This is a genomic window from Blautia sp. JLR.GB0024 (genome assembly GCF_037000545.1).
Lineage (GTDB): Bacteria > Bacillota > Clostridia > Lachnospirales > Lachnospiraceae > Blautia > Blautia celeris.
Genome location: NZ_JBANBF010000004.1, coordinates 252,810 through 275,164 on the forward strand (window position 1 = coordinate 252,810; position 22,355 = coordinate 275,164).

The 22,355-nt window shown below is 50.1% G+C and carries 21 protein-coding genes and 2 pseudogenes; 15 read left to right on the forward strand and 8 right to left on the reverse strand.

The window, feature by feature from the left end:
* Nucleotides 1–5 precede the first annotated feature (5 nt).
* On the forward strand, nt 6–1,352 hold the full coding sequence (locus tag V8Q34_RS11990; protein WP_103731504.1) for an MATE family efflux transporter: 1,347 nt from the start codon (nt 6–8) through the stop codon (nt 1,350–1,352).
* 386 nt (nt 1,353–1,738) lie between these two features.
* Here the strand turns inward: V8Q34_RS11990 and V8Q34_RS11995 are convergent, their stop codons facing one another.
* The gene (locus V8Q34_RS11995; RefSeq protein WP_225305370.1) at nt 1,739–2,782 is read right to left on the reverse strand and encodes a LacI family DNA-binding transcriptional regulator; all 1,044 of its coding nucleotides are present in this window, start codon (nt 2,780–2,782) and stop codon (nt 1,739–1,741) included.
* A 413-nt stretch (nt 2,783–3,195) separates the two neighbouring features.
* On the opposite strand from V8Q34_RS11995, the gene iolG reads away from it, so the two are divergent.
* The 4 genes from iolG to V8Q34_RS12015 all read left to right on the forward strand — a co-directional run bounded on the left by iolG (nt 3,196) and on the right by V8Q34_RS12015 (nt 7,223).
* Nucleotides 3,196–4,212 carry an inositol 2-dehydrogenase gene (iolG, locus tag V8Q34_RS12000; protein ID WP_335835515.1) on the forward strand — a complete coding sequence of 339 codons (1,017 nt, stop codon included), beginning with the start codon at nt 3,196–3,198 and terminating at the stop codon, nt 4,210–4,212.
* Nucleotides 4,209–4,997 carry a hydroxypyruvate isomerase family protein gene (locus V8Q34_RS12005; protein WP_148393262.1) on the forward strand — a complete coding sequence of 263 codons (789 nt, stop codon included), beginning with the start codon at nt 4,209–4,211 and terminating at the stop codon, nt 4,995–4,997. Before iolG ends, V8Q34_RS12005 begins: the two co-directional genes overlap by 4 nt.
* A gap of 37 nt (nt 4,998–5,034) precedes the next feature.
* Nucleotides 5,035–6,393, forward strand: a complete 1,359-nt coding sequence (locus V8Q34_RS12010; RefSeq protein WP_335835516.1) for an MFS transporter — start codon at nt 5,035–5,037, stop codon at nt 6,391–6,393.
* A 116-nt stretch (nt 6,394–6,509) separates the two neighbouring features.
* Nucleotides 6,510–7,223, forward strand: coding sequence for a class I SAM-dependent methyltransferase (locus tag V8Q34_RS12015; RefSeq protein ID WP_335835517.1), 714 nt, complete (start codon nt 6,510–6,512; stop codon nt 7,221–7,223).
* A gap of 78 nt (nt 7,224–7,301) precedes the next feature.
* Here the strand turns inward: V8Q34_RS12015 and V8Q34_RS12020 are convergent, their stop codons facing one another.
* Nucleotides 7,302–7,913, reverse strand: coding sequence for a TetR/AcrR family transcriptional regulator (locus tag V8Q34_RS12020; protein WP_033141310.1), 612 nt, complete (start codon nt 7,911–7,913; stop codon nt 7,302–7,304).
* A gap of 146 nt (nt 7,914–8,059) precedes the next feature.
* Here V8Q34_RS12020 and V8Q34_RS12025 point away from each other — a divergent pair, with 146 nt between their 5' ends.
* The 5 genes from V8Q34_RS12025 to V8Q34_RS12045 all read left to right on the forward strand — a co-directional run bounded on the left by V8Q34_RS12025 (nt 8,060) and on the right by V8Q34_RS12045 (nt 12,751).
* On the forward strand, nt 8,060–8,461 hold the full coding sequence (locus V8Q34_RS12025) for an SCP2 sterol-binding domain-containing protein (protein WP_335835518.1): 402 nt from the start codon (nt 8,060–8,062) through the stop codon (nt 8,459–8,461).
* Nucleotides 8,462–8,530: 69 nt separating this feature from the next.
* Complete coding sequence (locus V8Q34_RS12030) at nt 8,531–9,550, forward strand: alpha/beta hydrolase (protein ID WP_335835519.1); 1,020 nt, start codon at nt 8,531–8,533, stop codon at nt 9,548–9,550.
* A 20-nt stretch (nt 9,551–9,570) separates the two neighbouring features.
* Nucleotides 9,571–10,971, forward strand: a complete 1,401-nt coding sequence (locus V8Q34_RS12035) for a condensation domain-containing protein (RefSeq protein ID WP_033141308.1) — start codon at nt 9,571–9,573, stop codon at nt 10,969–10,971.
* A gap of 22 nt (nt 10,972–10,993) precedes the next feature.
* Nucleotides 10,994–11,221: an acyl carrier protein gene (locus tag V8Q34_RS12040; RefSeq protein ID WP_033141307.1), complete on the forward strand. Its 228-nt coding sequence runs from the start codon at nt 10,994–10,996 to the stop codon at nt 11,219–11,221.
* 15 nt (nt 11,222–11,236) lie between these two features.
* Nucleotides 11,237–12,751, forward strand: a complete 1,515-nt coding sequence (locus V8Q34_RS12045; RefSeq protein ID WP_148393182.1) for an AMP-dependent synthetase/ligase — start codon at nt 11,237–11,239, stop codon at nt 12,749–12,751.
* Between the two features lie 34 nt (nt 12,752–12,785).
* Here V8Q34_RS12045 and V8Q34_RS12050 read toward each other — a convergent pair whose 3' ends face one another.
* Complete coding sequence (locus V8Q34_RS12050) at nt 12,786–13,643, reverse strand: AraC family transcriptional regulator (RefSeq protein ID WP_335835520.1); 858 nt, start codon at nt 13,641–13,643, stop codon at nt 12,786–12,788.
* 140 nt (nt 13,644–13,783) lie between these two features.
* On the opposite strand from V8Q34_RS12050, the gene V8Q34_RS12055 reads away from it, so the two are divergent.
* From V8Q34_RS12055 to V8Q34_RS12070, 4 genes are all read left to right on the forward strand, one after another.
* The gene (locus tag V8Q34_RS12055; RefSeq protein WP_335835521.1) at nt 13,784–15,577 is read left to right on the forward strand and encodes an L-fucose isomerase; all 1,794 of its coding nucleotides are present in this window, start codon (nt 13,784–13,786) and stop codon (nt 15,575–15,577) included.
* A gap of 14 nt (nt 15,578–15,591) precedes the next feature.
* Nucleotides 15,592–17,088, forward strand: coding sequence for a rhamnulokinase (locus V8Q34_RS12060; RefSeq protein WP_335835522.1), 1,497 nt, complete (start codon nt 15,592–15,594; stop codon nt 17,086–17,088).
* A 21-nt stretch (nt 17,089–17,109) separates the two neighbouring features.
* Nucleotides 17,110–17,805, forward strand: coding sequence for a class II aldolase/adducin family protein (locus V8Q34_RS12065; RefSeq protein ID WP_033141302.1), 696 nt, complete (start codon nt 17,110–17,112; stop codon nt 17,803–17,805).
* A gap of 120 nt (nt 17,806–17,925) precedes the next feature.
* Nucleotides 17,926–18,360 carry an RbsD/FucU family protein gene (locus V8Q34_RS12070; RefSeq protein WP_033141301.1) on the forward strand — a complete coding sequence of 145 codons (435 nt, stop codon included), beginning with the start codon at nt 17,926–17,928 and terminating at the stop codon, nt 18,358–18,360.
* A gap of 386 nt (nt 18,361–18,746) precedes the next feature.
* Here V8Q34_RS12070 and V8Q34_RS12075 read toward each other — a convergent pair whose 3' ends face one another.
* The 4 genes and pseudogenes from V8Q34_RS12075 to V8Q34_RS12090 form a co-directional block, all read right to left on the reverse strand.
* Complete coding sequence (locus V8Q34_RS12075; protein WP_335835523.1) at nt 18,747–19,223, reverse strand: SAM-dependent methyltransferase; 477 nt, start codon at nt 19,221–19,223, stop codon at nt 18,747–18,749.
* Between the two features lie 97 nt (nt 19,224–19,320).
* Nucleotides 19,321–20,136 carry a MerR family transcriptional regulator gene (locus tag V8Q34_RS12080; RefSeq protein WP_244806518.1) on the reverse strand — a complete coding sequence of 272 codons (816 nt, stop codon included), beginning with the start codon at nt 20,134–20,136 and terminating at the stop codon, nt 19,321–19,323.
* Between the two features lie 15 nt (nt 20,137–20,151).
* Nucleotides 20,152–20,958, reverse strand: a complete 807-nt coding sequence (locus V8Q34_RS12085; RefSeq protein ID WP_227209812.1) for an MBL fold metallo-hydrolase — start codon at nt 20,956–20,958, stop codon at nt 20,152–20,154.
* A 39-nt stretch (nt 20,959–20,997) separates the two neighbouring features.
* Nucleotides 20,998–21,180, reverse strand: a pseudogene (locus V8Q34_RS12090) (DUF6783 domain-containing protein).
* On the opposite strand from V8Q34_RS12090, the pseudogene V8Q34_RS12095 reads away from it, so the two are divergent.
* A pseudogene (locus V8Q34_RS12095) lies at nt 21,118–21,255 on the forward strand (DUF6783 domain-containing protein); the annotation flags it as partial. The pseudogenes V8Q34_RS12090 and V8Q34_RS12095 overlap by 63 nt on opposite strands.
* Here the strand turns inward: V8Q34_RS12095 and V8Q34_RS12100 are convergent.
* The gene (locus V8Q34_RS12100; RefSeq protein WP_335835524.1) at nt 21,198–22,352 is read right to left on the reverse strand and encodes an FtsX-like permease family protein; all 1,155 of its coding nucleotides are present in this window, start codon (nt 22,350–22,352) and stop codon (nt 21,198–21,200) included. The pseudogene V8Q34_RS12095 and the gene V8Q34_RS12100 overlap by 58 nt on opposite strands.
* Between the last annotated feature and the right edge of the window lie 3 nt (nt 22,353–22,355).

The window sequence follows — 22,355 nt, forward strand, 5'->3', positions numbered from 1 at the left end:
AGAGTATGAGTCAAGGACAGAATTTTACAAAAGGAAAAATCCTGATGCCGCTTGTTAAATTTGCCCTGCCGGTGCTGGCGGCTATTTTTCTGCAGACCATGTATGGAGCAGTGGACATGCTGGTTGTGGGACAGTTTGCCCAGGCGGCAGACGTGTCGGCAGTTTCCACGGGGAGCTGGCTGATGCAGCTTGTGACGGCTTTTGTGGTGGGAATCGCCATGGGCACTACGATTCTTCTGGGAAGAAAAATCGGTGAGGGGAGAGCAGAGGAAGGCGGCAGGATCATCGGAGCCAGTATCATGCTGTTCATCATCATAGGTGTCGTGATAACCGTTATCATGGAAGCGTTTGCGGTGCCCATTGCCAGGATCATGCAGACACCGCCGGAAGCATTTGATGCCACGGTCTCTTATGTGAGGATCTGTTCCGCAGGGGCTGTGTTTATTGTGGCGTATAATGTGATCGGAAGTATTTTCAGGGGACTTGGAGATTCCAGGATGCCGCTTCTTACGGTGGCGATCGCCTGTGTGTTTAATATTGTCGGGGATTTACTGCTGGTGGGTGTTTTCGGGCTTGCCACTGCGGGGGCGGCCATCGCCACAGTGCTTGCTCAGGTGCTGAGTGTGGTGATCTCGCTGCAGATCATCCGGAAGAGGAAGTTTCCGTTTGTTTTTCACAGAAAGGATATTGCATTTGACAGAAAACGGATGGGGGAAGTGTTCCGGCTGGGATTTCCGATCGCGTTTCAGGATGTGCTGGTAGGTATTTCGTTTCTGGCGATCACTGCCATTGTCAACTCTCTGGGAGTGATTCCCTCCGCGGGAGTAGGGGTTGCGGAAAAGCTGTGTGGGTTTATTATGCTTGTGCCGTCTGCTTTTAATCAGTCCATGGCAGCGTTTGTCTCCCAGAATATGGGGGCCGGGGAGGCCGGAAGGGCGAAGAAGGCGCTGCTGTGCGGAATTGGGATGTCGCTGGCTGTGGGTGTTTTGATGGCTTATGGGGCATTTTTCCACGGGGATATTCTGTCGGGGATCTTTGCCAGGGACGGGGAGGTTATTGCGGCTTCGGCGGAGTATTTGAAGGCGTATGCCATTGACTGTCTGCTGGTTTCGGTGATGTTTTGTATGATCGGGTATTTTAATGGGTGTGGGAAGACTTTGTTTGTGATGGTGCAGGGAATCGTCGGTGCTTTCGGAGTGAGGATTCCGGTATCGTTTCTGATGAGCCGGATGGTGCCGGTTTCCTTGTTTGGGGTGGGGCTGGCGACGCCTTGTTCTTCGGGGGTGCAGATTGTTTTGTGTGTGGGGTATTTCTTTTGGGTGAATCGGAAGGGGAGTAGGGCGGTCGTGTGATTTTGGCTCACGGACGTCGGCATGGAATGGAGACCGGTAATGGGCCGGCGGGCCGTGGAGCTTCCTTCCGGACAGCACCTGCGTCGGCAAGACCTGCTAAGTAAAAATGGAAGCCCCAGGCAAGGCACCGGACAGAACCGCAGTCCAGCCCTTATGGCTGAACTGCTCAACTGTCCTGAAATTCCGGATGGTAACCGGAATTTCTCCTTGCCTGGGACTTCCATTTTTACTTAGCAGGTCTAAGCCTTCTCCGGAATGCTGCCCGGAAGGAAGCTCCACGGCCCGCCGGCCCATTACCGGTCTCCGTTCCATGACGACTGGTTATGAAAGCGGAAGGAGCGGAGGTGTATGGGGGGGCTGTGGTGGTGAATCCAGGGCCGGCGCGTTTACAGGTTTTGGGAGCAGAGGATGGAGATGTTGGCGGCGGTGTCCTGGGTTGGGGGGAGTTTTTGTTTGTGAAGGTAGTCTCTTAGGTAGATCAGGGGGAGGTAGCCCTGGCGGTGGAGGTCCTGGGAGATGGAAAAGTCTATGGTTCCATCCAGAAGGAGAGATTTCGTGTGTTCTGACATGTCATGGCAGATGATGCGGATCTCTCCTTTTTTTTGTGCCGTCTCCACGGCTTTGGTACAGCCGGCTACGCTGCGGTTGGCCATGTAAATGGCTTTTATGGCCGGGTCTTCCTGAAGGGCGCTGAGGACTTTTTTGTAGGTGAGCTGGTAGTTGTTGTAGGTCTCTATGACCTGGATCTGGTCCCGGGGGAAGCCAATCTCAGACATGCGGGTGCAGAAGCCGTCCAGACGGGCACGGTGGCCGTCGAATTCCAGGTTGCCCGCCGCGGCAAGGATTCTGCCGGTGGAGGGGATGCATTTGCTGATGAGTTCGGCGGCAATGCGGCCGCTTTTATTGTAGTCCTGACCGATGAAGCAGAGTCTGTCGGTGCCGGGCAGGTCACTGTTGAAGGTGATGACCGGGATGTCTTTTTGGGTGAGGGAACGGATCTTCTCCTCAATGGATGGGTCGTTCATGGTGCAGACAGCAGCGCCCTGAATGCCCGCCTCTAAAAGCGCGTCCAGTTTTTCGATGCTTTCCTCCGGGATGTCGGTTTCGCATTCTTCTACCAGGATCTTTACATGGAAATCAGTGAGCTCGGCCTGGGCAGCTTCAATGCCGCGCATGATCTCCCAGCGGAAATGGCCGGTCCAGTTGGGCAGAAGCACACCAAGCTTGATTGGCGGAAAGCCCTGACCAAACAAGGTTTTCTGGTAGGTGCTGCGGGGGGTAAGGTAGCCGGTCTCCTGAATGGCTGCCATGACCCTTTCGTAAACGTCCGGGCTTACATGGGAACGGTTGTTGAGAACACGGTCTACCGTTCCACGGGACACGCCCGCTTTGTCAGCGACCATCTGTATGGTTGGTTTTTTGTTTATCATGATTCCTCCTGTTTATGTGCACGTGCTATTGCACGGGGATGGTATTTTTGCTCTGGGCATCTTATGATTAAATTCTATCATATGGAGAAGGGGGTTGTAAATAGGGGGATTGGTTAAGTTTAACAAAAGGAGAAGAAGTGAGGGCTGATAAAATGGTATGTTCAAAAGCACAATATTGTGAAATGTAGCTAAAAATGAAAAAGAAAGGGCAGAGATGTTGACAAAACCGGAAGGCTTTTCTATAATTATAAGTGCAAAAGCACATAAAGTGTAAAAGCACAAAGAAAAACAGTTCACAGCCAGACGCCGGAGAGGGTCAAAAAGGCCGGGCTTCGCAATGCGGGGTGCAATGCCGGGGGGACTGGAGCGGGTGGGCAAAAACAAAGTAGCGGAGAGTAAAGGAGCGTATTGAGATGAAAACAGGAATTATTGGAGCAGGTAGAATCGGAAAGGTGCATGCAAAGAATATTTCTATGTTTGTGCCGGAGGTGGAGATCAAGACGGTTGCAGACCCTTTTATGAATGAAGAGACAGAGAAATTTCTGAGAAAATGCGGTGTGCAGAATGTGACAAAGGACGCGGAGGATATTCTGCAGGATGAGGAGATAGACGCGGTTCTGATCTGTTCCTCCACGGACACGCATTCCAAGTATATTATTGAGGCTGCCAGGGCAGGAAAGCATATTTTTTGTGAAAAACCGATAGATTATGATCTGGGCAAGGTGAGGGAAGCCATTCAGACGGCAGAGGACGCCGGTGTGAAGCTGCAGATCGGATTCTGCCGCAGATTTGACCACAATCACAGAGGCGTCTATGATATGGTGCAGTCAGGAAGGATCGGGAAGGTGCAGATGATCAAAATCAGTTCCAGGGATCCGGAGCCGCCGGCTATTGAATATGTGAAGGTTTCCGGTGGTATTTTCTATGATATGATGATCCATGATTTTGACATGGCACGCTTTCTGGCAGGAGGGGCTGAGGTGACTGAGGTTGTGGCTGCCGGCTCTGTGCTGATCGACCCGGCTATCGGGGAGGCGGGGGATGTGGATACCGCTGTTGTGATGCTGAAGTTTGACAATGGCATAATTGCCACCATTGACAACAGCAGGAAGGCCGTCTATGGATATGACCAGAGAGTGGAGGTATTTGGCTCCGAGGGCTGTGTGCGCAATGAAAATGATGTGCCGAATACGGTTGTGCTCTCAGATGCCGAGAGGACCAGCTGTGAAAATACATATAAGGTAATGTGGGATCGTTATACCGGTGCCTTTGTCTCAGAAATCCAGGCATTTGCAGATGCCGTGGAGAACGACAGGGAGACACCTGTAACCGGAATGGACGGGCTGTATCCGGTACTGATGGCAGCCGCTGCCACAAAATCTCTGAAAGAGGGAAGGCCTGTAAAAATTGAGGAGGTAGAAGGAAGATGAGTCTGAGAAAATGCGCATGTATTGACACCCTGTACACAGAGCTGCCCTGGGAGGAAAGATTCCTGGCGGCAAAGAAGGACGGGTTTGACGCGGTGGAATTCTGGGACTGGAGAATCCGGGATCTGGAAGCTACAAAGAGGGCGGCTTGCGAGGCCGGCATTGCGATCAGCGGATTTAACGGGGACGCGGATTATTCCCTGGTTGACCCGGAGCACAGAGAGAAGTACGTGAAATATCTGGAGGAATCCATCCGGGCAGCAAAAGCCGTGGGCGCAGGCAGTGTGACCATTCACTCCAATGCCCTGGGTGAGGGAGGAATTGTGGTGGACCACTATGATAACCTTTCCCATACGGTGAAGCTCTGCTCCATGTACCGTACACTTTTGGACTGTGTGGAGACAGCGGAGAGAGAAGGGATCAACCTGAACCTGGAGGCCCTGAATATTACCACAGACCATGTGGGAAATTTTCTTGAGAATACACAGATGGGAGCGGAGATATGCCGCCTGATCGGGTCACCCAGGCTGAAGCTTCTCTACGATGTGTATCATATGCAGATCAATGAAGGCTGTATCTGTGATACCATTTCCCATTACGCAGACCAGTTTGGACACATCCATGTGGCGGATGCTCCGGGGCGTCATGAGCCGGGGACGGGGGAAATCAATTATAAAAAGGTGCTGCGTCATCTGGAGGCATGCGGGTATACAGGATATGTGGGTTATGAGCTGTTTCCGCTTGCAGATACAGAGAGTGCTGTGAAGGCGATTATGGAAGCGTGCTGAAAAACGAATTGAGAAATTATGTGGCGGGGAGGTCATTATGAAGAAGAAAATAACCTTTGGGACAAGGGTAGCATATGGATGCGGGGATACAGCCTGTAATATCGTGTACGGGATGATATCCACACTGCTGACGCTGTTTTACACGGATTATGTGGGGATTTCACCGGTGACTATCGGTATTGTCATGCTGGTGTCCAGAGTATTTGACGGCAGTTCAGATCTGATCATGGGATTTTTGGTAGACAGAACCAGGTCTAAATGGGGAAAATCAAGACCCTGGATTTTGTGGATGACGATTCCTTATGCCATAGCGGCGATTCTTATGTTCACAGTGCCGCACACCACAGATTTTCTGAAAGGGATATACATATTCGTCACCTATAATCTGACTACAACGGTTATCTATACAGCTATCAATGTACCTTACGGTTCATTGTCCACCATGATGACCAGGGATTCTTACCAGCAGGATCTGCTGTCCATTTTCAGGATGATCCTGTCCCCGGTGGGACGCATTATTTCCGTGACCTTTACCATGCCTCTTGTGAAAATATTCGGAAATGACCAGTCTGCATGGATCAAGACCATGTGCATCTGGGTGGTGATCGCTGTGGTTCTGCTGCTGTTCTGCTTCTTCCGGTGTGAGGAGACTGTGGTAACAGAGACAAAAAAAGAAGAGAAGCGTTCTGTGGGCGTGAACATCAAGGCTCTTGTAACGAACAAGTATTTCTGGTGCGTGCTCGGGCTGTGGTCGATCCAGGTCATCCATATGACAATTGTGGGAACGGATCTGCCCTATTACTGTAAATATATTTTCGGAAATGATACGTGGATGTACAGCACCCTGTATTTTCTGGAAACTGTGTGCATGATCGGCGGCGCAGTGGCCTGCCCGTTTCTGATCAAAAGATGGGGAAAGAGGAATGTTACGCTGGCGGGCTGCCTCATTGCGGTGGGCTCCCAGCTTCTGGTGCTGGTCAACCCTTATAACTTCCAATGGCTGTTTTTTGTGACACTTATCCGTTCTATAGGTGCATCCCAGTTGTCAGCCACCATCTTCGGCATGTTGGGGGATGTGGTGGAATACGGCTGCTGGAAAAACGGGTTCCGCCAGGAAAGCCTCGTATTCGGCGGTGCAAGTCTGGGATTCAAGGTGGGAACGGGTATCACAAGTGCTGTCATGACAGGACTCATGACCATGAGCGGCTATATCAGCTCAACCGGAGCGCAGGTGGTACAGCCGGAATCCGCTGTCAGAACCATTGGAAATATCTATAAGTTCGGCCCGGTCATTGTCTGGGGTGCGGCGGTGTTGATTTTGCTGGTGTACAAGCTGGATAAGATGTATCCGCAGATTGAACGGGATTTGCTGGAGCGGGAAATGAAGGCAGAGTGAAAAAGAGGATCTGGAGAGAGGCGCAATTTTAAGTAGAATCATTTATGAGGTGGATTTTCCACATGCTGACCTGTACAATAGAAGAAAACAGAAGAAATGTACAGGGGGAATGAAAAATGCCGGTTGTTATAAGAGAAGACAGGGAGCAGTACATGCAGGAGCTGCGGGACTGGCTGGAACAGGAAAGAGATGTGCCGCTTGAGGAGATGGTTGATTTTTTTCACAGGCGTATTGATACATATGAGGAGAAGATGCAGACCTGGAAGGCAGCCTATGAAAAAATCGCCGGCTGGATCGGCGGGGATACGAAAAGGATGCTGGATCTGGGCTGCGGGACGGGGCTGGAACTGGAATCCATTTTTCGGAAATATCCCTATATCCATGTGACAGGGATCGATCTGTGCGGTACTATGCTGGAGAAGCTGAGACGCAAATACCGGGGAAAGGATATCACACTGATATGCGGGGATTATTTTCAGGAGCCTTTTGGAGAGTCCTGTTATGACATGGTGGTCTCCTTTGAATCCCTGCATCATTTTCTGCCTGAGAAAAAGAGGGAACTCTTTGCAAAAATCGAAAAAGCTCTGAAGCCGGGAGGACGATTCCTGGAAGGGGATTACATTGCCTGCTGTGAGGAGGAGGAAAATCTCCTGCGGCTGGAATGCCGGAGAAAACGAAAGGCAGGAGGGATCTCAGAGGATCAGTTTGTACACTTTGACATTCCTCTGACCCTGGAGCATGAGACTGAGCTTTTAAAGAGCGTGGGATTTGCAAATGCAGCGGGGTTGGAATGTATTGACGGGGCAACATTTATAGAAGCAGTAAAATAAGAGCGTGCAGCCGGGAACAAAATCCGGCTGCATTTTTTGTGCCGAAAAACCGTATTCCGGCGCGCAGGTCCGGCAGGTTCAATCCTCCCACAGATAATCCAGTTTTCCTTTTTCAATGTGAAAGCTGGTCTCCAGCATATAGGAGAATACATCCAGGGTCTTTCTGGTGTGCTCCCTGCTGTCTCTTGTGAGATGGTTGTCCAGCTTAATGGTCAGGATAATGAGGACGATCTCGGAAACCTCCTCAGGGGATTTGCAGTGCATGGACCCCTCCCGGTTGCCCTGGCGGATAATGTCTGACAGGATCGGGCGCAGGTTTCTCACCATAATGCGGATATACTGCTGATGCAGAAGAGCGCTCTGCTGCAGCTCGAAAAAATTGTTGGACTCCTGGCGGAGAAGCTCCATGGAGGATTCCCGGCAGGTGCGGAATATGATCTCCATCTTGGTCAGGGCATCCATATCAGGGGCTTCCAGCAGATTTTTGGCTTTTTCTATGGCAGCGGAATAGGAGCGTTCGATGACAGCTTCCAGAATTTCTTCCTTGGATTTGAAATAATAGTAGATACTTCCCTTCCCGATGCCCGCTTCTTTGGCAACATCGCTGACAGATATGGACTGGGCGCTGTTTTGGTTCATCAATCTCTGCATGGCATCCAGGATCATATCCTTTTTTCTATTGTTTTGCATAAATACCATTCTCCGTTTTTCTTTGATAGTAACATGATAGCATAAAAATGTAAACTTGACTATCGGTCGAAAAAGTGGTATCTTGTTTACAACCTAAATTCGACCGGTGGTCGAAAAATGGCGAAATATGTTTGGAGGAAAAATAAATGACGTATCAGGAATTAGTGAGTGAGATCAGAGACCTTTTCATGCAGGCGGATGTAAGCGGGATCAAGGAGCACATTGCCTATCAGTTTAATATCAGGGGAGAGGCCGAGGGAGCCTTTTACGCGGAAGTATCAGAGGGGAAGCTGTACATAGAGCCATATGAATATTTCGACAGGGATGTGCTGTTTACAACCACAGCCGAGACACTTCTGGGCATTGCAGGGGGCACCATGGATGCTGTCGCGGCATTCACACAGGGAAAACTGCAGGTGAAAGGCAGCTTTGACAAAGCACTGATGCTTCAGAGTTTCTCCAAGCAGGCCGGAAAAGAAAAAAAGAAACAGGTAAAGACAGAAGATAAGACACCTAAGAGGACAGTCAGAAGAATTCTGAAAAAATAAACACATTCCGGGAACTGAGAGTGATGCACCGCGGATGCGCAGGCAGCCGCGGAGACGGGAGGAGTATCTATGAACGGATGGAGCTTGTTACTGGGAGCAGGGGCGCTGGCTGCTGCGGGGGAATACGGAATTGCGTCTTATTTTTTCAGGCGCACCATGCTCCGGCAGAAGGCAGAGACCAAAAGGACCATGGATATGGCAGGGACAAACTGGGATCTGTATATGCCGAAGATCAAGAAGATGAAAGCGTGGATGATGGAGCAGGAACGGGAGGATGTGTACATCACGTCCGGCGATGGGCTGAAGCTCCACGGGACATATTTTCCGGGGCAGGGAGGCAAAAAGCTGGTGATCTGTTTTCACGGTTATACCAGCAGAGGAATGAGTGATTACATTGGACTATCCAATTATTATCTGCCGAAAGGATTTAAGATGCTTCTGGTGGATGAGCGGGCACACGGGGACAGCGAAGGCACATACATCGGATTTGGCTGCCTGGACAGGGAGGATGCGCTTCTCTGGATCGAGTATGCGGCAAAGCGTTTTGGCAGCGGCTGTGAGATCTGGCTTCACGGCACCTCCATGGGGGCCTCCACGGTTCTCATGGCAAGCGGACTAAAACTTTCGCCGCAGGTGAAGGGAATCGTCTCGGACTGCGCCTTTACCACCGCCTGGGACGTGTTTGCCCATGTGCTGAAGGACCAGTACCATCTGCCCTCCTATCCCATTCTTAAGATATCGGACCGCATGTGCAGGGAAAAGGCGGGATATGGGCTGAAGCAGTGCAGTGCGGCTCTGGAAGTGAAGAAGGCAAAGGTTCCCATCCTTTTTATCCACGGGGATGCGGACACCTTTGTTCCCTGCAGTATGTGCTTTGAGATATATGAAAACTGCGCATCTAAGAAGAACATGCTCATAGTACACGGAGCGGGCCATGTGGAAGCTTTTTACAAAGAGCAGGCGCTGTATGAACAGAAGCTGACGGAATTTCTGGAGACGGCAGGGGAGGCCTGGGCGCCTGCGGGAGAGAGCATTTATGTATCAGATGTAACCGGAGAGGGAAACAGCGGGGAATCCGTTCCCGTTTGAAAATGAGAGGAGTTTGACATATGAAAGAGAAGTTTGGCAAACCACTGTATCCGCTGACCGCAGCACAGAAGCTGCATTTTTTCTATCAGAAATACTGTCCGAAAAAGCAGGTGCTCAATATCGGCACCAGCCTGACCATTCAGCAGAGCCTGGATTTTGGCGCGCTGAAGGAGGCTGTCTATAAGGCATACGCCAGATGTGAGTCCATGCGCCTTCGTTTTACACAGGACGAGGACGGCAGCGTGTATCAGTACATTGCTGACAGGGAGGAGAGGGAGATTGAGTTCTTTGATTTTACCGGATGGCAGGAGTGCCATGCTGTGGATAAGATGAAGGAATGGACCTCCATTCCCTTTGAACGGTTCGATTCCCCCTTAAACCGGGTAGTCATGATCATTACGCCGGATGGTTTTCAGGGCATCTACCTGCTGGTGGACCACATGACCATGGATGCCCAGTCCCTGATCCTGTTTCTCAAGGATGTGATAGAGATCTATGCCAACATGAAATATGAGGGCATGGAATATCCAAAGGAGATGAAATCCTACATAGCGCAGCTTGAAAAGGACCTGGAGTATGAGGCGGATTCCAAGGCAAAGAAACGGGACACAGAGTTCTTTGAGAAGATGATCTCCTCCTCAGAACCTGTCTTCAACAGCATTTTCGGTCCCGGCAAGCTGGAAGCTGAGCGGGAAAAAGAGAAGAATCCCGAGTTAAGGGCAGTCACCAACGTCTCGGACAATGTGGATGCCAATATTATCACCTTCCAGTTAGAGGCAGATCCATCCAGGAGGCTGATGCAGTTCTGCGAGGAACACCATATTTCCATGGTGTGCCTGCTGATGATGGGGCTCCGCACGTATCTGCAGAAGGTGAACGGCAACGATGATGTCTCCATCAACACCACAGTTGCCAGAAGAGCCACTTTGGCTGAAAAGAAATGCGGCGGCACCAGGATTCACTGTTTTCCTTTCCGCACAGTGGTGGAGAAAAAGGATACGTTTATGGAAGGCCTGAAAAAGATCCGGGATGGGCAGAACCAGATTTTCCGCCATGCAAACTATGACCCGACGGCCTATTATGCATACAGGAACAAATATTATAAATTAAAGTCAGGGCAGACGTATGAGCCTCTGAGCCTGACCTACCAGCCTCTGACACTTCAGGGAAAAGGGCTGGAGCGTCTGCAGAACATTCAATATAAATCTGCATGGTACAGTAACGGCGCGGCAGCCCATGCCCTTTATCTGACGGTTATGCACAGAGCAGAGGACAATGGCATGAACTTTAATTTTGAACACCAGACCGGAGTGGTGCATTTTGAGGACCTGCAGTATCTGTATTACTATCTGTGCCGGATCATCTTCAAAGGCGTGGAGAATCCGGACATGACAGTGGGAGAGATTATCGAATCTGTATAATATTTTTGGGAGGAAATGAGAAATGTTAGAAAAATTAAAAGACATGATCTGTGAATATGTGGAAGTGGATAAAAATGCGGTTACGGAGAATTCCAGGTTCGTGGAGGACCTTGGTTTCACCTCCTATGATTTTATGAGTATGGTAGGGGAGTTGGAGGATGAATTTGACATTGAGGTGGAGGAGCGCCAGGTTGCGGAGATTAGAACCGTAGGCGAAGCGGTACACTACATCGAGAGTCTTCAGGACTAGAGCAGGAGGGGAAATATGAGCAGTCAGATCAACACCATGAAGGATATTATCGGCTATGCAGCCAAGACCTACGGGGAAAATCCGGCCATCCGTTATAAAGTGAGAAAAGAAGTGGTAACAAAGACGTATCTGGACTTAAAAAGGGACAGTGAGGCCTTCAGCAGAGCCCTGGAGGGCATGGGAATGCTGGGAAAACACGTGGCGGTCATCGGGCCGACTACATATGAGTGGATCATTTCTTATTTCGGAGCGGCGGACAGCGGATGCGTGATCGTGCCCCTGGATGCTCAGCTTCCGGCAGCGGATGTGTGCGAGCTTTTGAACAGGGCTGATATCAGTGTACTCGTCTATGATGAACTGCGCAGGGATGTGGCGGAACTGGCAGGGGAGAAATGTCCGGAGATCAAGTGCATGGTTTCCATGCAGGCAAAAGAGGATACCGAACAGGCAAAATCCCTGGATGTCCTTCTGAAAAACCATGCAGGGAGCTTTTCCTGTGAACTGGACCCGGACAAACTGTGTGCCATCTTATTTACCTCAGGCACAACAGGCAAAAGCAAGGGGGTAATGCTCACACACCGCAATCTGGCTGACAATGCATCCTGCCTGGATATGAAGATACCTGCAGGTACGGTATCCATGACCCTGCTTCCCATCCATCATGCCTACTGCTTTACCATGGATATCCTGAAAGGAATCTACATCGGCATGGTCATCTGCATCAATGACTCTATCATGCATGTGTCAAAAAATATGAAGCTGTTCAAGCCGGAGATCGTGCTTTTAGTCCCCATGGTCATTGAATCCATATACAAGAAACTGAAGGAATCCACAGGTATCCTGCCGAAAAAAATGGTGGCAAAGGCTGCTTTCGGCGGCAGTTTAAAGACCATCTGCAGCGGCGGGGCCTATCTTCCCCCGGAAATGGTGGGAGCGTTTGCTGAGTACGGCATCACCATTCTTCAGGGGTACGGCATGACAGAATGTTCCCCTGTCATCAGCACCAATCTGGAATGGGATTCCAAAGAGGGGTCTGTGGGAAAACTCCTTCCAAACTGTGAGGCCAAGGTTGTGGATGAGGAAATCTGGGTACGGGGTTCCAGCGTCATGATGGGATATTACAAGATGCCTGAGGAGACAGAAAAAGCTTTGGAGGACGGCTGGCTGAAAACAGGGGATCTGGGCTATGTGGATGAGGATGATTTTGTGTTCATCACAGGGCGGAAGAAGAACCTGATCATCCTGAAAAACGGAGAAAATGTATCCCCGGAGGAATTGGAAAATGAGATCAGCAGATCTCCTCTGGTAAAAGAGGTCATTGTCAGGGAGACAGAATCCGTCATTGAAGCTGAGATATTCCCGGACTATGAATATGCCTCTAAAAAGAGGATCAGGGATGTCAGGGAAAAGCTTCAGGAAGTGATCGACAACTTTAACAAAGGCCTTCCTCCCTATAAAAAGATTCACGGCCTGAAGATCAGGGAGGAAGAATTTGAAAAGACGCCTTCCAAGAAAATAAAGAGATATTAAGCGGACTTTCTGTTACTGTGCACGCAGTGAACAGTTACGACTTTTCCAGGCGCTGCATATACTGTCTGGGTGTCACATTTTTGTATTTTTTAAAGGCCCTGACAAAATAGCTGCTGTCATTGAATCCGCACCGGTAGGCAGCCTCCGTAACAGAAATGTCCTCTGCGGCCATGAGATAACAGGCCCGCTCAATGCGGTAATAATTCAGATAATCAATAGGTGTCCTGTGGATGACTGCACGGAAGAAGCGGCAGAAATATTTGGAGGACATGCCGGCCAGCCTGGACAGGTCCTCCAGGGTTATGGGGCTTTGATAATTCAGCTCCATATATTCCAGCACAGGTTTTAGCTGCTTTAGTTTTCCCTGTGTATGGTCGCCGGAGGCGCAGGGCGTGTAATATTCCCTGTCAAAAATCATACCATATAGTTCAAAAAGTGCTCCGAGGGAAGTCATTTCCCATCCGGGGCTTTTTTTGCGCAGGGAACCATACAGGGTTTCCGCGCGGGTTAGGATCTCCGGCTGCTTTTGGGTAAAGCGCATGAGAATCTGGATCTGGCGGTGCTGAATTCGATAGAGGTAGCGGCGGATGGCGTGTGTGTGCATGAGCAGAGGCTTTGGGTCAAAAACGGCGCATTCATAGATGCAGTTTTCCGGCTCTCCGCCGTGGATGACGCCTTCCCCGATATAGATCAGTTCTCCTGCACTCACCACATACTCCCGGTCATCCAGACTGAGCCGGAGCTGTCCCTCCACGACCCGGAGCAGTTCTGTCTCCTTGTGCCAGTGAAAGGGCATGTGGTAACGCGGGTGATGCTCATCCACATAATAATAGGCAAGGGGAAAATCCGCCGTGCCGTGGGCCTGTTTTTCGTTGTAATCCAGATAGTGCATAGCTGCCTCCTGACTATTTGTAAAAAGGTGAATATTGTCCTGTTTTTTGCCATTATATCACAGGAAATATGTTTGAAACAAGATTAGGATGGGAATATAAGAAAACTGTTAAAAACTTTAAATGTATGGAGGTACGAAAAATGGCAGAGAGCAGATTGATCGGAACATATCCTGTGATTGGGATCAGACCCACGATTGACGGAAGAAGAGGATACCTGAAGGTAAGGGAATCCCTGGAAGAACAGACCATGAATATGGCAAGATCCGCAGCGCGTCTTTTTGAGGAGAACCTGAAATACTCAAACGGCGAGCAGGTCAAGGTAGTCCTTGCGGACACCACCATAGGACGTGTGGCGGAGGCAGCGGCCTGCGCGGACAAATTCAGAAGAGAGGGCGTGGATATTACCCTGACTGTGACACCGTGCTGGTGCTATGGGGCAGAGACCATGGATATGGACCCCCAGACCATAAAAGCAGTCTGGGGATTTAACGGAACAGAGCGCCCGGGTGCCGTATATCTGGCAAGTGTGCTGGCAACCCATGCACAGAAGGGACTTCCCGCTTTTGGAATCTACGGCCATGATGTACAGGCAGCGGATGCCACGGAAATCCCCGATGATGTCAGGGAAAAACTGCTGCGGTTCGGACGTGCGGCAGTGGCGGCAGCATCCATGAGAGGCAAATCCTATCTGCAGATCGGTTCTGTGACCATGGGAATCGGCGGTTCCATCATTGACCCGGATTTCATTGAATCCTATCTGGGAATGCGGGTGGAATCGGTAGATGAAGTGGAGCTGATCCGCCGCATGACAGAGGGCATCTATGATGAGGAAGAGTTAAAAAAAGCGCTCTCATGGACAAAGGAACACTGCATAGAGGGATTTGACAAGAACCCGGAGGCAGTGCAGAAGACAAGAGAGCAGAAGGACGCAGACTGGGAATTCGTTGTGAAGATGATGTGTATCATCAAAGATCTGATGAACGGAAATGCAAATCTTCCGGAGGGATGCGAGGAAGAAAAAGTGGGACACAATGCCCTGGCAGCAGGTTTCCAGGGACAGAGACAGTGGACAGACTTTTATCCCAATGCAGACTTTGCAGAAGCCATGTTAAACACATCCTTTGACTGGAACGGAGCCAGAGAGCCGTATATCCTGGCCACAGAGAACGATGTGCTCAACGGCCTTGGCATGATGTTCATGAAGCTGCTCACCAACCGGGCGCAGATTTTTGCGGATGTGCGTACATACTGGAGCCCGGAGGCTGTGAAAGAAGCTACCGGCTATACTCTGGAAGGCAAAGCAGCACAGGCCGGCGGTTTCATTCATCTGATCAACTCCGGCGCAGCCTGTCTGGATGCCTGCGGGGAGGCAAAGGATGAAAACGGAAACAGTGTGATCAAACCATGGTTTGACGTGACCGAGGAGGACCAGGATGCCATTATGAAGGCAACTACCTGGAATGCCGCGGATTTCGGATATTTCCGGGGAGGCGGTTATTCATCCAGATTCCTGACAGATGCAGAGATGCCTGTGACTATGATCCGCCTGAATCTGGTCAAGGGGCTGGGACCGGTGCTGCAGATCGCAGAGGGCTGGACCATCAAGCTTCCGGCTGAGGTGTCAGACACGATCTGGAAACGCACGGACTACACCTGGCCGTGTACATGGTTTGCTCCGAGAGTGAGCGGTGAGGGCGCTTTTAAGACCGCATATGATGTGATGAACAACTGGGGAGCCAACCACGGCGCCATCAGCTATGGCCACATCGGTGCAGATCTGATCACTCTGTGTTCCATGCTGAGAATCCCTGTTGCCATGCACAACGTACCGGAGGAAAAAATCTTCCGTCCCGCTGCATGGAACGCGTTTGGTATGGACAAAGAAGGACAGGACTACAGGGCATGCGCAGCTTACGGTCCGCTATATAAATAGGAAGGAAGATGGAAATGCTGGGAAAACAGATGCTGGCAGCAGATTACGGAGCCTCCGGCGGCAGAGTGATGCTGGGCAGCTTTGACGGTGAAAAAATCTCTCTTGGGGAGGTGCACCGTTTTGCCAATGAGCCTGTGATCTTAAACGGAAAAGACAGAAGTACCATGTACTGGGATTTCCTACGGCTGTTTCATGAGCTTAAGACCGGAATCACAAGGGCAGGGATCATGCAGGGCAGGTCAGGGGCGGATATCAGCAGTATCGGTGTGGACACCTGGGGTGTGGATTACGGACTGCTTGGCAGAGACGGTATGCTTTTATCAAGCCCGGTCCACTACCGGGACTCCAGAACAGAGGGAATGCTGAAAAAGGCTTTCTCACGCATGAACAGGGAAAGACTCTATGAGATCACAGGCAGCCAATTCATGGAGATCAATACGGCATTTCAGCTTATGGCAGAGCAGGAATACAGAGAAGAGCTTTTGGAGCAGGCAGAGAGTATGCTTTTAATGCCGGATCTGTTCTCCTATTTTCTGTCAGGGGAAATGGGAAGTGAGTATACCATTGCATCAACCACTCAGATGCTGGATGCTGTCAAAAAGGACTGGTCCGGGGAGGTGCTGGAAGGTCTGGGACTACCTTCCGGGATATTAAAACCCGTGCTCATGCCGGGAACGCGGCTGGGCAGTCTGAGAGATGAAATATGCCGGGAGCTGGGCATTGGTCCTATGGATGTCATAGCAGTGGCAGGACATGATACGCAGAGTGCCATGGCAGCAGTGCCGGCAGAAACGGATGATTTTCTGTTCTTAAGCTGTGGTACCTGGTCGCTGTTTGGAACAGAGCTTGACGTGCCTCAGATTGACGGGAGATCATTTGCCTGCAATATGACAAATGAAGGCGGATGCGGCGGCAAGACATCTTTCTTGAAAAACATCATCGGTCTCTGGCTGATCCAGGAGAGCAGAAGACAGTGGATGCGCGAGGGCTGCGAGTACAGTTTCGGGCATCTGGAATCCATGGCCCGAGACGCGGCGCCCTTTGTCTACTTTATAGACCCGGACGCGCCGGAGTTCGTGCCTTCGGGAAATATCCCGCGCCGTATCCGGGAGTTCTGCAGACGTACAGAGCAGAAGGTTCCGGAGCGTGTGGGTGAGGTGGTGCGCTGCATTGACGAAAGTCTCGCTCTGAAATACAGGATGGTGCTGGATGAAATCTGCGCGTGTACGGGCAGGTCATATCAGGCGGTCCATCTGGTTGGCGGCGGGGCCCAGAGTGCCCTTCTGTGTCAGATGACCGCAAATGCCTGCGGCATTCCCGTGATCGCAGGGCCTGTGGAGGCAACTGTCTACGGAAACCTGGCCATGCAGCTTGTGGCGGCAGGGGAAGTAAAGGATTTGAAAGAGGTTCGCAGCATCATCCGGAATTCAGAAAATATGAAAGTGTATGAGCCGCAGGATGCAGAACTGTGGCAGGAAGCTTACGGACAGTACAGAGCATTTGTCCGGTGACACAAATATGGAGGAAATGAAATGGAATTAAGTTATATGGAGCTCAGGGAACAGATTTGCGATGTGTGCCATAAAATGTGGCAGAAGGGCTGGGTGGCAGCAAACGACGGAAATGTTTCCGTGAAACTGGAGGACGGGACATTTCTGGCAACCCCCACGGGAATGAGCAAAAGCTTTATCACCCCGGAAAAGCTGGTGCACATTGACGGAGACGGAAATATTCTGGAAGCAGAGGAAGGGTGCCGCCCTTCTTCGGAGATCAAGATGCATCTGCGCTGCTATCAGGAACGGGAGGATGTGGGGGCTGTCCTCCATGCACATCCGCCGGTGGCCACAGGATTTGCAGTGGCAAATAAGCCTCTGGATGAGTATTCCATGATAGAGACCGTGATCGCTCTCGGCTCTGTGCCGGTGACTCCATATGGGACACCCTCCACTTACGAGGTACCGGAGGCCATTGCTCCTTATCTGGGAGAGCACGACGCTGTGCTTCTGCAGAACCATGGGGCTTTGACGGTTGGAGCGGATGTGATCACCGCGTATTACCGGATGGAGACCCTGGAGCTTTTCGCGCAGATCAGTCTGAATGCCCACCTGCTCGGCGGGGCAAAGGAAATTTCCCGGGAAAATATCGACAGGCTGATTTCCATGCGGAAGGGATACGGTGTGACGGGAAGGCATCCCGGATATAAGAAGTATTCCGAAGAGGACAGATAGGCCGGTAAACAGCGGTTAGAGGCGCGCCTCATATGGTGCCGGGAATTATGCCGGGAGCAGATGGGGCGTGTTTTGTTTTGGGCAGTGAAAAATATATGTGAAGGATAAAAGGTGAATGAGATGTTAAAAGGAATTCCGAAAATTATATCGCCGGAGCTTTTGAAAGTACTGGCGGAGATGGGGCACAGTGACAGGATCGTGATCGCGGACGGGAATTTTCCTGCGGAGAGTATGGGAAAGGACTGTATCGTTATAAGAATGGACGGACACGGAGTGCCGGAGGTGCTGGACGCAGTGCTCAGTTTGATCCCGCTTGACGGGTATGTAGAGCATCCAATGAGTCTTATGGAGGTTATGCCCGGAGATGATGCCAAGACGCCTATCTGGGATACTTACAGGAAAATCGTGAGGAAGTATGAAGAACGGGGGGACAAAGTGATCCGGAATGTGGAAAGGTTTGCTTTCTACGAGGAAGCCAGGAAGGCGTATGCGATTGTGGCGACAGGGGAAGGGGCGGTCTACGCCAATGTGATGCTGCAAAAGGGAGTAATCTAGGATTTGGGCCGACAATATGTGATGATTGCTTATTGAGAATGTGCAAAAAGTATGCTATACTTTGAAAATGGAACAACCGTGTTGCAGGGTGGCGTTGGCCTTCATTCTACATAGAATGGAGGTGATGTCTATGAAACATTTCGACTTTAAAGACCTAATGGCCTTTGGAATGTTTATTTTAGCGTTGCTGACATTCATTTATTTGATTTGTCACTAACTTAAAATAGAAAACCACCCGAAAACTTGACCAGTCACAGGGTGGTTTTTCTATCCATTTTTTACAGGCCAACCCAACTTGTGGGCGGTTGTTCCTTTTCATATCTATATCATAGCAGATTTCATCAATTTATTCAAGAATATTTTCCAAACTACATTATAACTTTTGTTTAAAAATTGAACTGGTCTTCCCAGGGGAAGTCAGCGGATTCCTCCTGGCTTATGGGCCAGTGGCTGCACCAGGCGGGGACGGCTGGGGATTCTATGCGGTCCATGCTGGGGGTGTAGGGCTTGATATCCAGGACAGGGGTGTTGTCATTGGCATCTATGTAGGCAATATGGATGACACCGTTTTCGTAGTCAATGTATGTGACAGGCGCTGTCGTGAGCGCTATGGGGTTTGGACGGATGGGGGACCTTGTGGCGAAGATGCCCATGACGGCAGGGGCATTTTTGTAGGGCTGTTTTGTTTCCAGTACGGCCCGGGCCTCTTTGGTGTCAAAGTCGCTGAACCACCAGAGTACCTGTAGGTGGCTGAAGCCGTCTAAGGCCTGCAGAGCCGGGATGTATTCCGGGCTGAGGGTTATAAACATGTCCTCTCCGTTGTTGTGGATGGTTCCGATGGGATGTAACTGGTATGTTGTCATAATGTGTTCCTCCATATAATTTATTTGTAAGGTCAATGTAGACCCTGACACGGTGTGAGAGTCAAGCTGCTTTTTATATGGAGGCCGGAGTGATTGCTCAGGCACTCTCTAAGGGTATCTGTATCTCTGTCAGATAGTTTTTGGGGTCCTCTTCGTTCCATGGGCCGCGGTGGACGATCTGTCTGCTTTGCCCTGCCATTTGGAAGCGGACGTTTTTCTGCAGCCAGTCCGCAAAGGAGAGGTAGGCGCCGGCGATGTTGGAAAACGGGCCGTAAACCATTGTACACGCCATGGAAGGGACTGGTTCTGTAAGGCGGAAAACGAAATCTTCCGTACTTTTGCCGGGCTTTTTTACTGGTGCACATATTTCCACGTCCACGTCGGTCTCTTTGTATTCCCTGTCGTGGTAAATGGAAAAGGTGTCAGAGGAAACCTGTATCCGGTTTTTCTGTGCGAAGCGGGACATTTCCTTCCACAGAAGGCCCTCGGCATAGTAATCCGGCAGAACTCGTCTGAGGGAGAGGACCTGGCAGGCGGGGATGGATTTTATGAAGACCTGATACTGCATTTCATTTTTTCCGTGCAGGATATCTTTTTTGATCAGTTCGATCTTTTGAAGTTTGTCCTGTTCTGACTGAATGGTTTCCCGGATTTCCCTGTATTTCCGATCCAGTTGTTCCAGGAGGGAAGTCTCATTTTCTGCTGCAAGAGCAGCGGCAATCTCCGAGACCTGGAAACCGCTGTCGCGCAGATAAATGATCTTATTCAGGGTGGGAATCTGGTCGGCAGAGTACATACGGTAGCCGGTCCAGGGGTCTGTGCTGGCCGGTTTCAGAAGGCCGGCTTCGTCGTAATAGCGCAGCATCCGGATGGATACCTGCGTCAGTTTTGAAAATTCTCCTATTTTAAACATTTTTTCACCTGTTGTCTACAATTCTATGGTAAGGCCCACGCCGACCTCTTCGATGTCTATATATTTCAGCATTTCGGCTTTAGCCTTAAGGGAAACACAGTGGCAGGGATACAGGATATCCGGGGACAGAGCCTTCAGATATTCAATGGTACGGGCAAGCCGTGTGTCTGTATCAAAGAGATGGAATCCGCCTATGATGCCTGCAACCCTCTGTTCCCGGCAGACACTGCGTGCATAGTCCGTGATATTGCAGATTCCGCTGTGAGAGCAGCCGGTGACGATGAAAAGCCCTTTGTCTGTCCTGCATACCAAGGCGGAATCATCCGGGCAGAGATCCTCTGTTTCCTGACCGTTTGCTGTGGCTGTACCGATGGGGCTGCGTTTTTCAAAGTCATGCAGATCGGGTATCCGGCCGAGAAAAAGGCAGTTTTCGGAGAGGAAAACGGGTGATTCGGCAGGCTCAAATCGGAAGTTTTCAGTGATCTCTTCCAAAGAATAGGGGGAGCCTATGTATTCATTTTCGTAGTATTTTGGTTGGAAACACAGGGGATGTGCGATAAGCCGGATATCCGGCAGATCATAGTGATGCCGCAGATATTTTAATCCTCTGCTGTGGTCATTGTGGCCGTGGGAGAGAACAATATGCGTGAGGGAATCTAAGTCAATGCCCATGGAGCACGCATTTTTAATAAAGATATCCGAATACCCGGTGTCAAAGAGAATTTTTATATCATCGGTTTCGATGTAGTAGCTGACTGCCGGTTCCCCTGCATAATATTGGTCGATATACGTGTTGTTGTCCACTAGAACGGTTAATTTCATATGAAACCTCCTGGTTTACTTTTGTATATCATACGCATTTTATGAAAAGTATGCAAGGGAAAATGCAGCAGTGAGAAGAATGGTCAGTCTAGAGCCTGTTTGAAAATTCATTCCGACAATCTGCACGCCCCACTTTGCGGGATATTTGCCCCCAATTCAGTCAGCGTAGCCCGCTACGCCTCCTTCATCGGGGTCAAATCTCCCACAAACTGTGACGCACAGCTTGCCGAAAGCAATTTTCAAACACGCTCTAGCATGATTTCCTTTAAAGAAATATTTTTGATCCGCACAGAATAACAAAGCATCATACACTCATATACCACAGCAAAGGAGAGCAGAGTGATAAAAAGCGCCTGCCAGTTAAAGGTGTAATCGGGAACTTCAGGCACATCCTTAAAAATAATGGAAACCATGCCTTTCACCAGCCCGTACTGATACGCGGTGCCGATGGCAAATCCTGTGTAAGCCACAGGTCTGTACCCGTCAAGAATGGCTTTTCTGCAGTCTTTCTGCGAATACCCAAATACCCGCATCATGGCAATGGTCTTGGTATTGGAGTCAACAACGGTTGTGACAGACAGAAGAAGTGTGGTAAAAGAGAGCACAATCCCGATCACAAATATGATGGCCGTGAACATAGGGCTTGCCAGTTCATCCATACCGAAAGTCATCTGCATCATAGAAGAATAACAAAAAGAAGCAAATCCAATGAAAAACACAAGTGAGATCCGGCTTCTGGACGTGCTCTGCCTTAAATCCTGCAGAAAGGAAAGATTCTTTCTGCCGCTTTTTTTCTGTCGTCTTATCTTGAAGATCCCGCCCTGTTTCCCGCTGAGAAGTGTCAGCACAGGGCTTCCCAGCTTTCGGCATCCGTAAAGGACAGCGAGAGCGGAAAAGAATGCAGCAGGAATCAGAACCAGGCAGACAAGCAGTGAGAAATGAAACTGTACGGCAATATCCGGCAGGATATTCTCTTCATTCATCACCCTGTAAAATCTGGGCATCAAGAGAAAAGCTCCCCCGAATCCAACACCGGTTCCAAACAGCACACTGAACCCAAACACCCAGAACCCGCGTGCGATCTTAAAATCAGAATACCCCAGAGCTTTTAAAATCCCCAGTTCTTTTCTGTGACTGTCAATATAATGCTTAATATAAAAGAACAGCATGACCACAGAGGTGAGCAGAAGGCACCCTCCGCTCACGCTGCTTATCATTTTGCCGGAGGAGACCTGAGCCTCATAAAACACAGTGACAGGCCCGGGCGCAATCTCATCCCGTATCCCTGCCATATCCATATTAAAGTTCAAAAACAGGGTACAGACAAACACTGCACAGCAGGATATAATAAAAATTCCGGTAAATTTAGCGGCGTCCTTGAGTCCCACTACCATACC

Coding starts and splice junctions, on each gene's coding strand:
- V8Q34_RS11990 (WP_103731504.1), top strand. CDS start 6: ATGAGTCAAGGACAGAATTTTACAAAAGGAAAAATCCTGATGCCGCTT.
- V8Q34_RS11995 (WP_225305370.1), bottom strand. CDS start 2,782: ATGATAAACAAAAAACCAACCATACAGATGGTCGCTGACAAAGCGGGC.
- iolG (WP_335835515.1), top strand. CDS start 3,196: ATGAAAACAGGAATTATTGGAGCAGGTAGAATCGGAAAGGTGCATGCA.
- V8Q34_RS12005 (WP_148393262.1), top strand. CDS start 4,209: ATGAGTCTGAGAAAATGCGCATGTATTGACACCCTGTACACAGAGCTG.
- V8Q34_RS12010 (WP_335835516.1), top strand. CDS start 5,035: ATGAAGAAGAAAATAACCTTTGGGACAAGGGTAGCATATGGATGCGGG.
- V8Q34_RS12015 (WP_335835517.1), top strand. CDS start 6,510: ATGCCGGTTGTTATAAGAGAAGACAGGGAGCAGTACATGCAGGAGCTG.
- V8Q34_RS12020 (WP_033141310.1), bottom strand. CDS start 7,913: ATGCAAAACAATAGAAAAAAGGATATGATCCTGGATGCCATGCAGAGA.
- V8Q34_RS12025 (WP_335835518.1), top strand. CDS start 8,060: ATGACGTATCAGGAATTAGTGAGTGAGATCAGAGACCTTTTCATGCAG.
- V8Q34_RS12030 (WP_335835519.1), top strand. CDS start 8,531: ATGAACGGATGGAGCTTGTTACTGGGAGCAGGGGCGCTGGCTGCTGCG.
- V8Q34_RS12035 (WP_033141308.1), top strand. CDS start 9,571: ATGAAAGAGAAGTTTGGCAAACCACTGTATCCGCTGACCGCAGCACAG.
- V8Q34_RS12040 (WP_033141307.1), top strand. CDS start 10,994: ATGTTAGAAAAATTAAAAGACATGATCTGTGAATATGTGGAAGTGGAT.
- V8Q34_RS12045 (WP_148393182.1), top strand. CDS start 11,237: ATGAGCAGTCAGATCAACACCATGAAGGATATTATCGGCTATGCAGCC.
- V8Q34_RS12050 (WP_335835520.1), bottom strand. CDS start 13,643: ATGCACTATCTGGATTACAACGAAAAACAGGCCCACGGCACGGCGGAT.
- V8Q34_RS12055 (WP_335835521.1), top strand. CDS start 13,784: ATGGCAGAGAGCAGATTGATCGGAACATATCCTGTGATTGGGATCAGA.
- V8Q34_RS12060 (WP_335835522.1), top strand. CDS start 15,592: ATGCTGGGAAAACAGATGCTGGCAGCAGATTACGGAGCCTCCGGCGGC.
- V8Q34_RS12065 (WP_033141302.1), top strand. CDS start 17,110: ATGGAATTAAGTTATATGGAGCTCAGGGAACAGATTTGCGATGTGTGC.
- V8Q34_RS12070 (WP_033141301.1), top strand. CDS start 17,926: ATGTTAAAAGGAATTCCGAAAATTATATCGCCGGAGCTTTTGAAAGTA.
- V8Q34_RS12075 (WP_335835523.1), bottom strand. CDS start 19,223: ATGACAACATACCAGTTACATCCCATCGGAACCATCCACAACAACGGA.
- V8Q34_RS12080 (WP_244806518.1), bottom strand. CDS start 20,136: ATGTTTAAAATAGGAGAATTTTCAAAACTGACGCAGGTATCCATCCGG.
- V8Q34_RS12085 (WP_227209812.1), bottom strand. CDS start 20,958: ATGAAATTAACCGTTCTAGTGGACAACAACACGTATATCGACCAATAT.
- V8Q34_RS12100 (WP_335835524.1), bottom strand. CDS start 22,352: ATGGTAGTGGGACTCAAGGACGCCGCTAAATTTACCGGAATTTTTATT.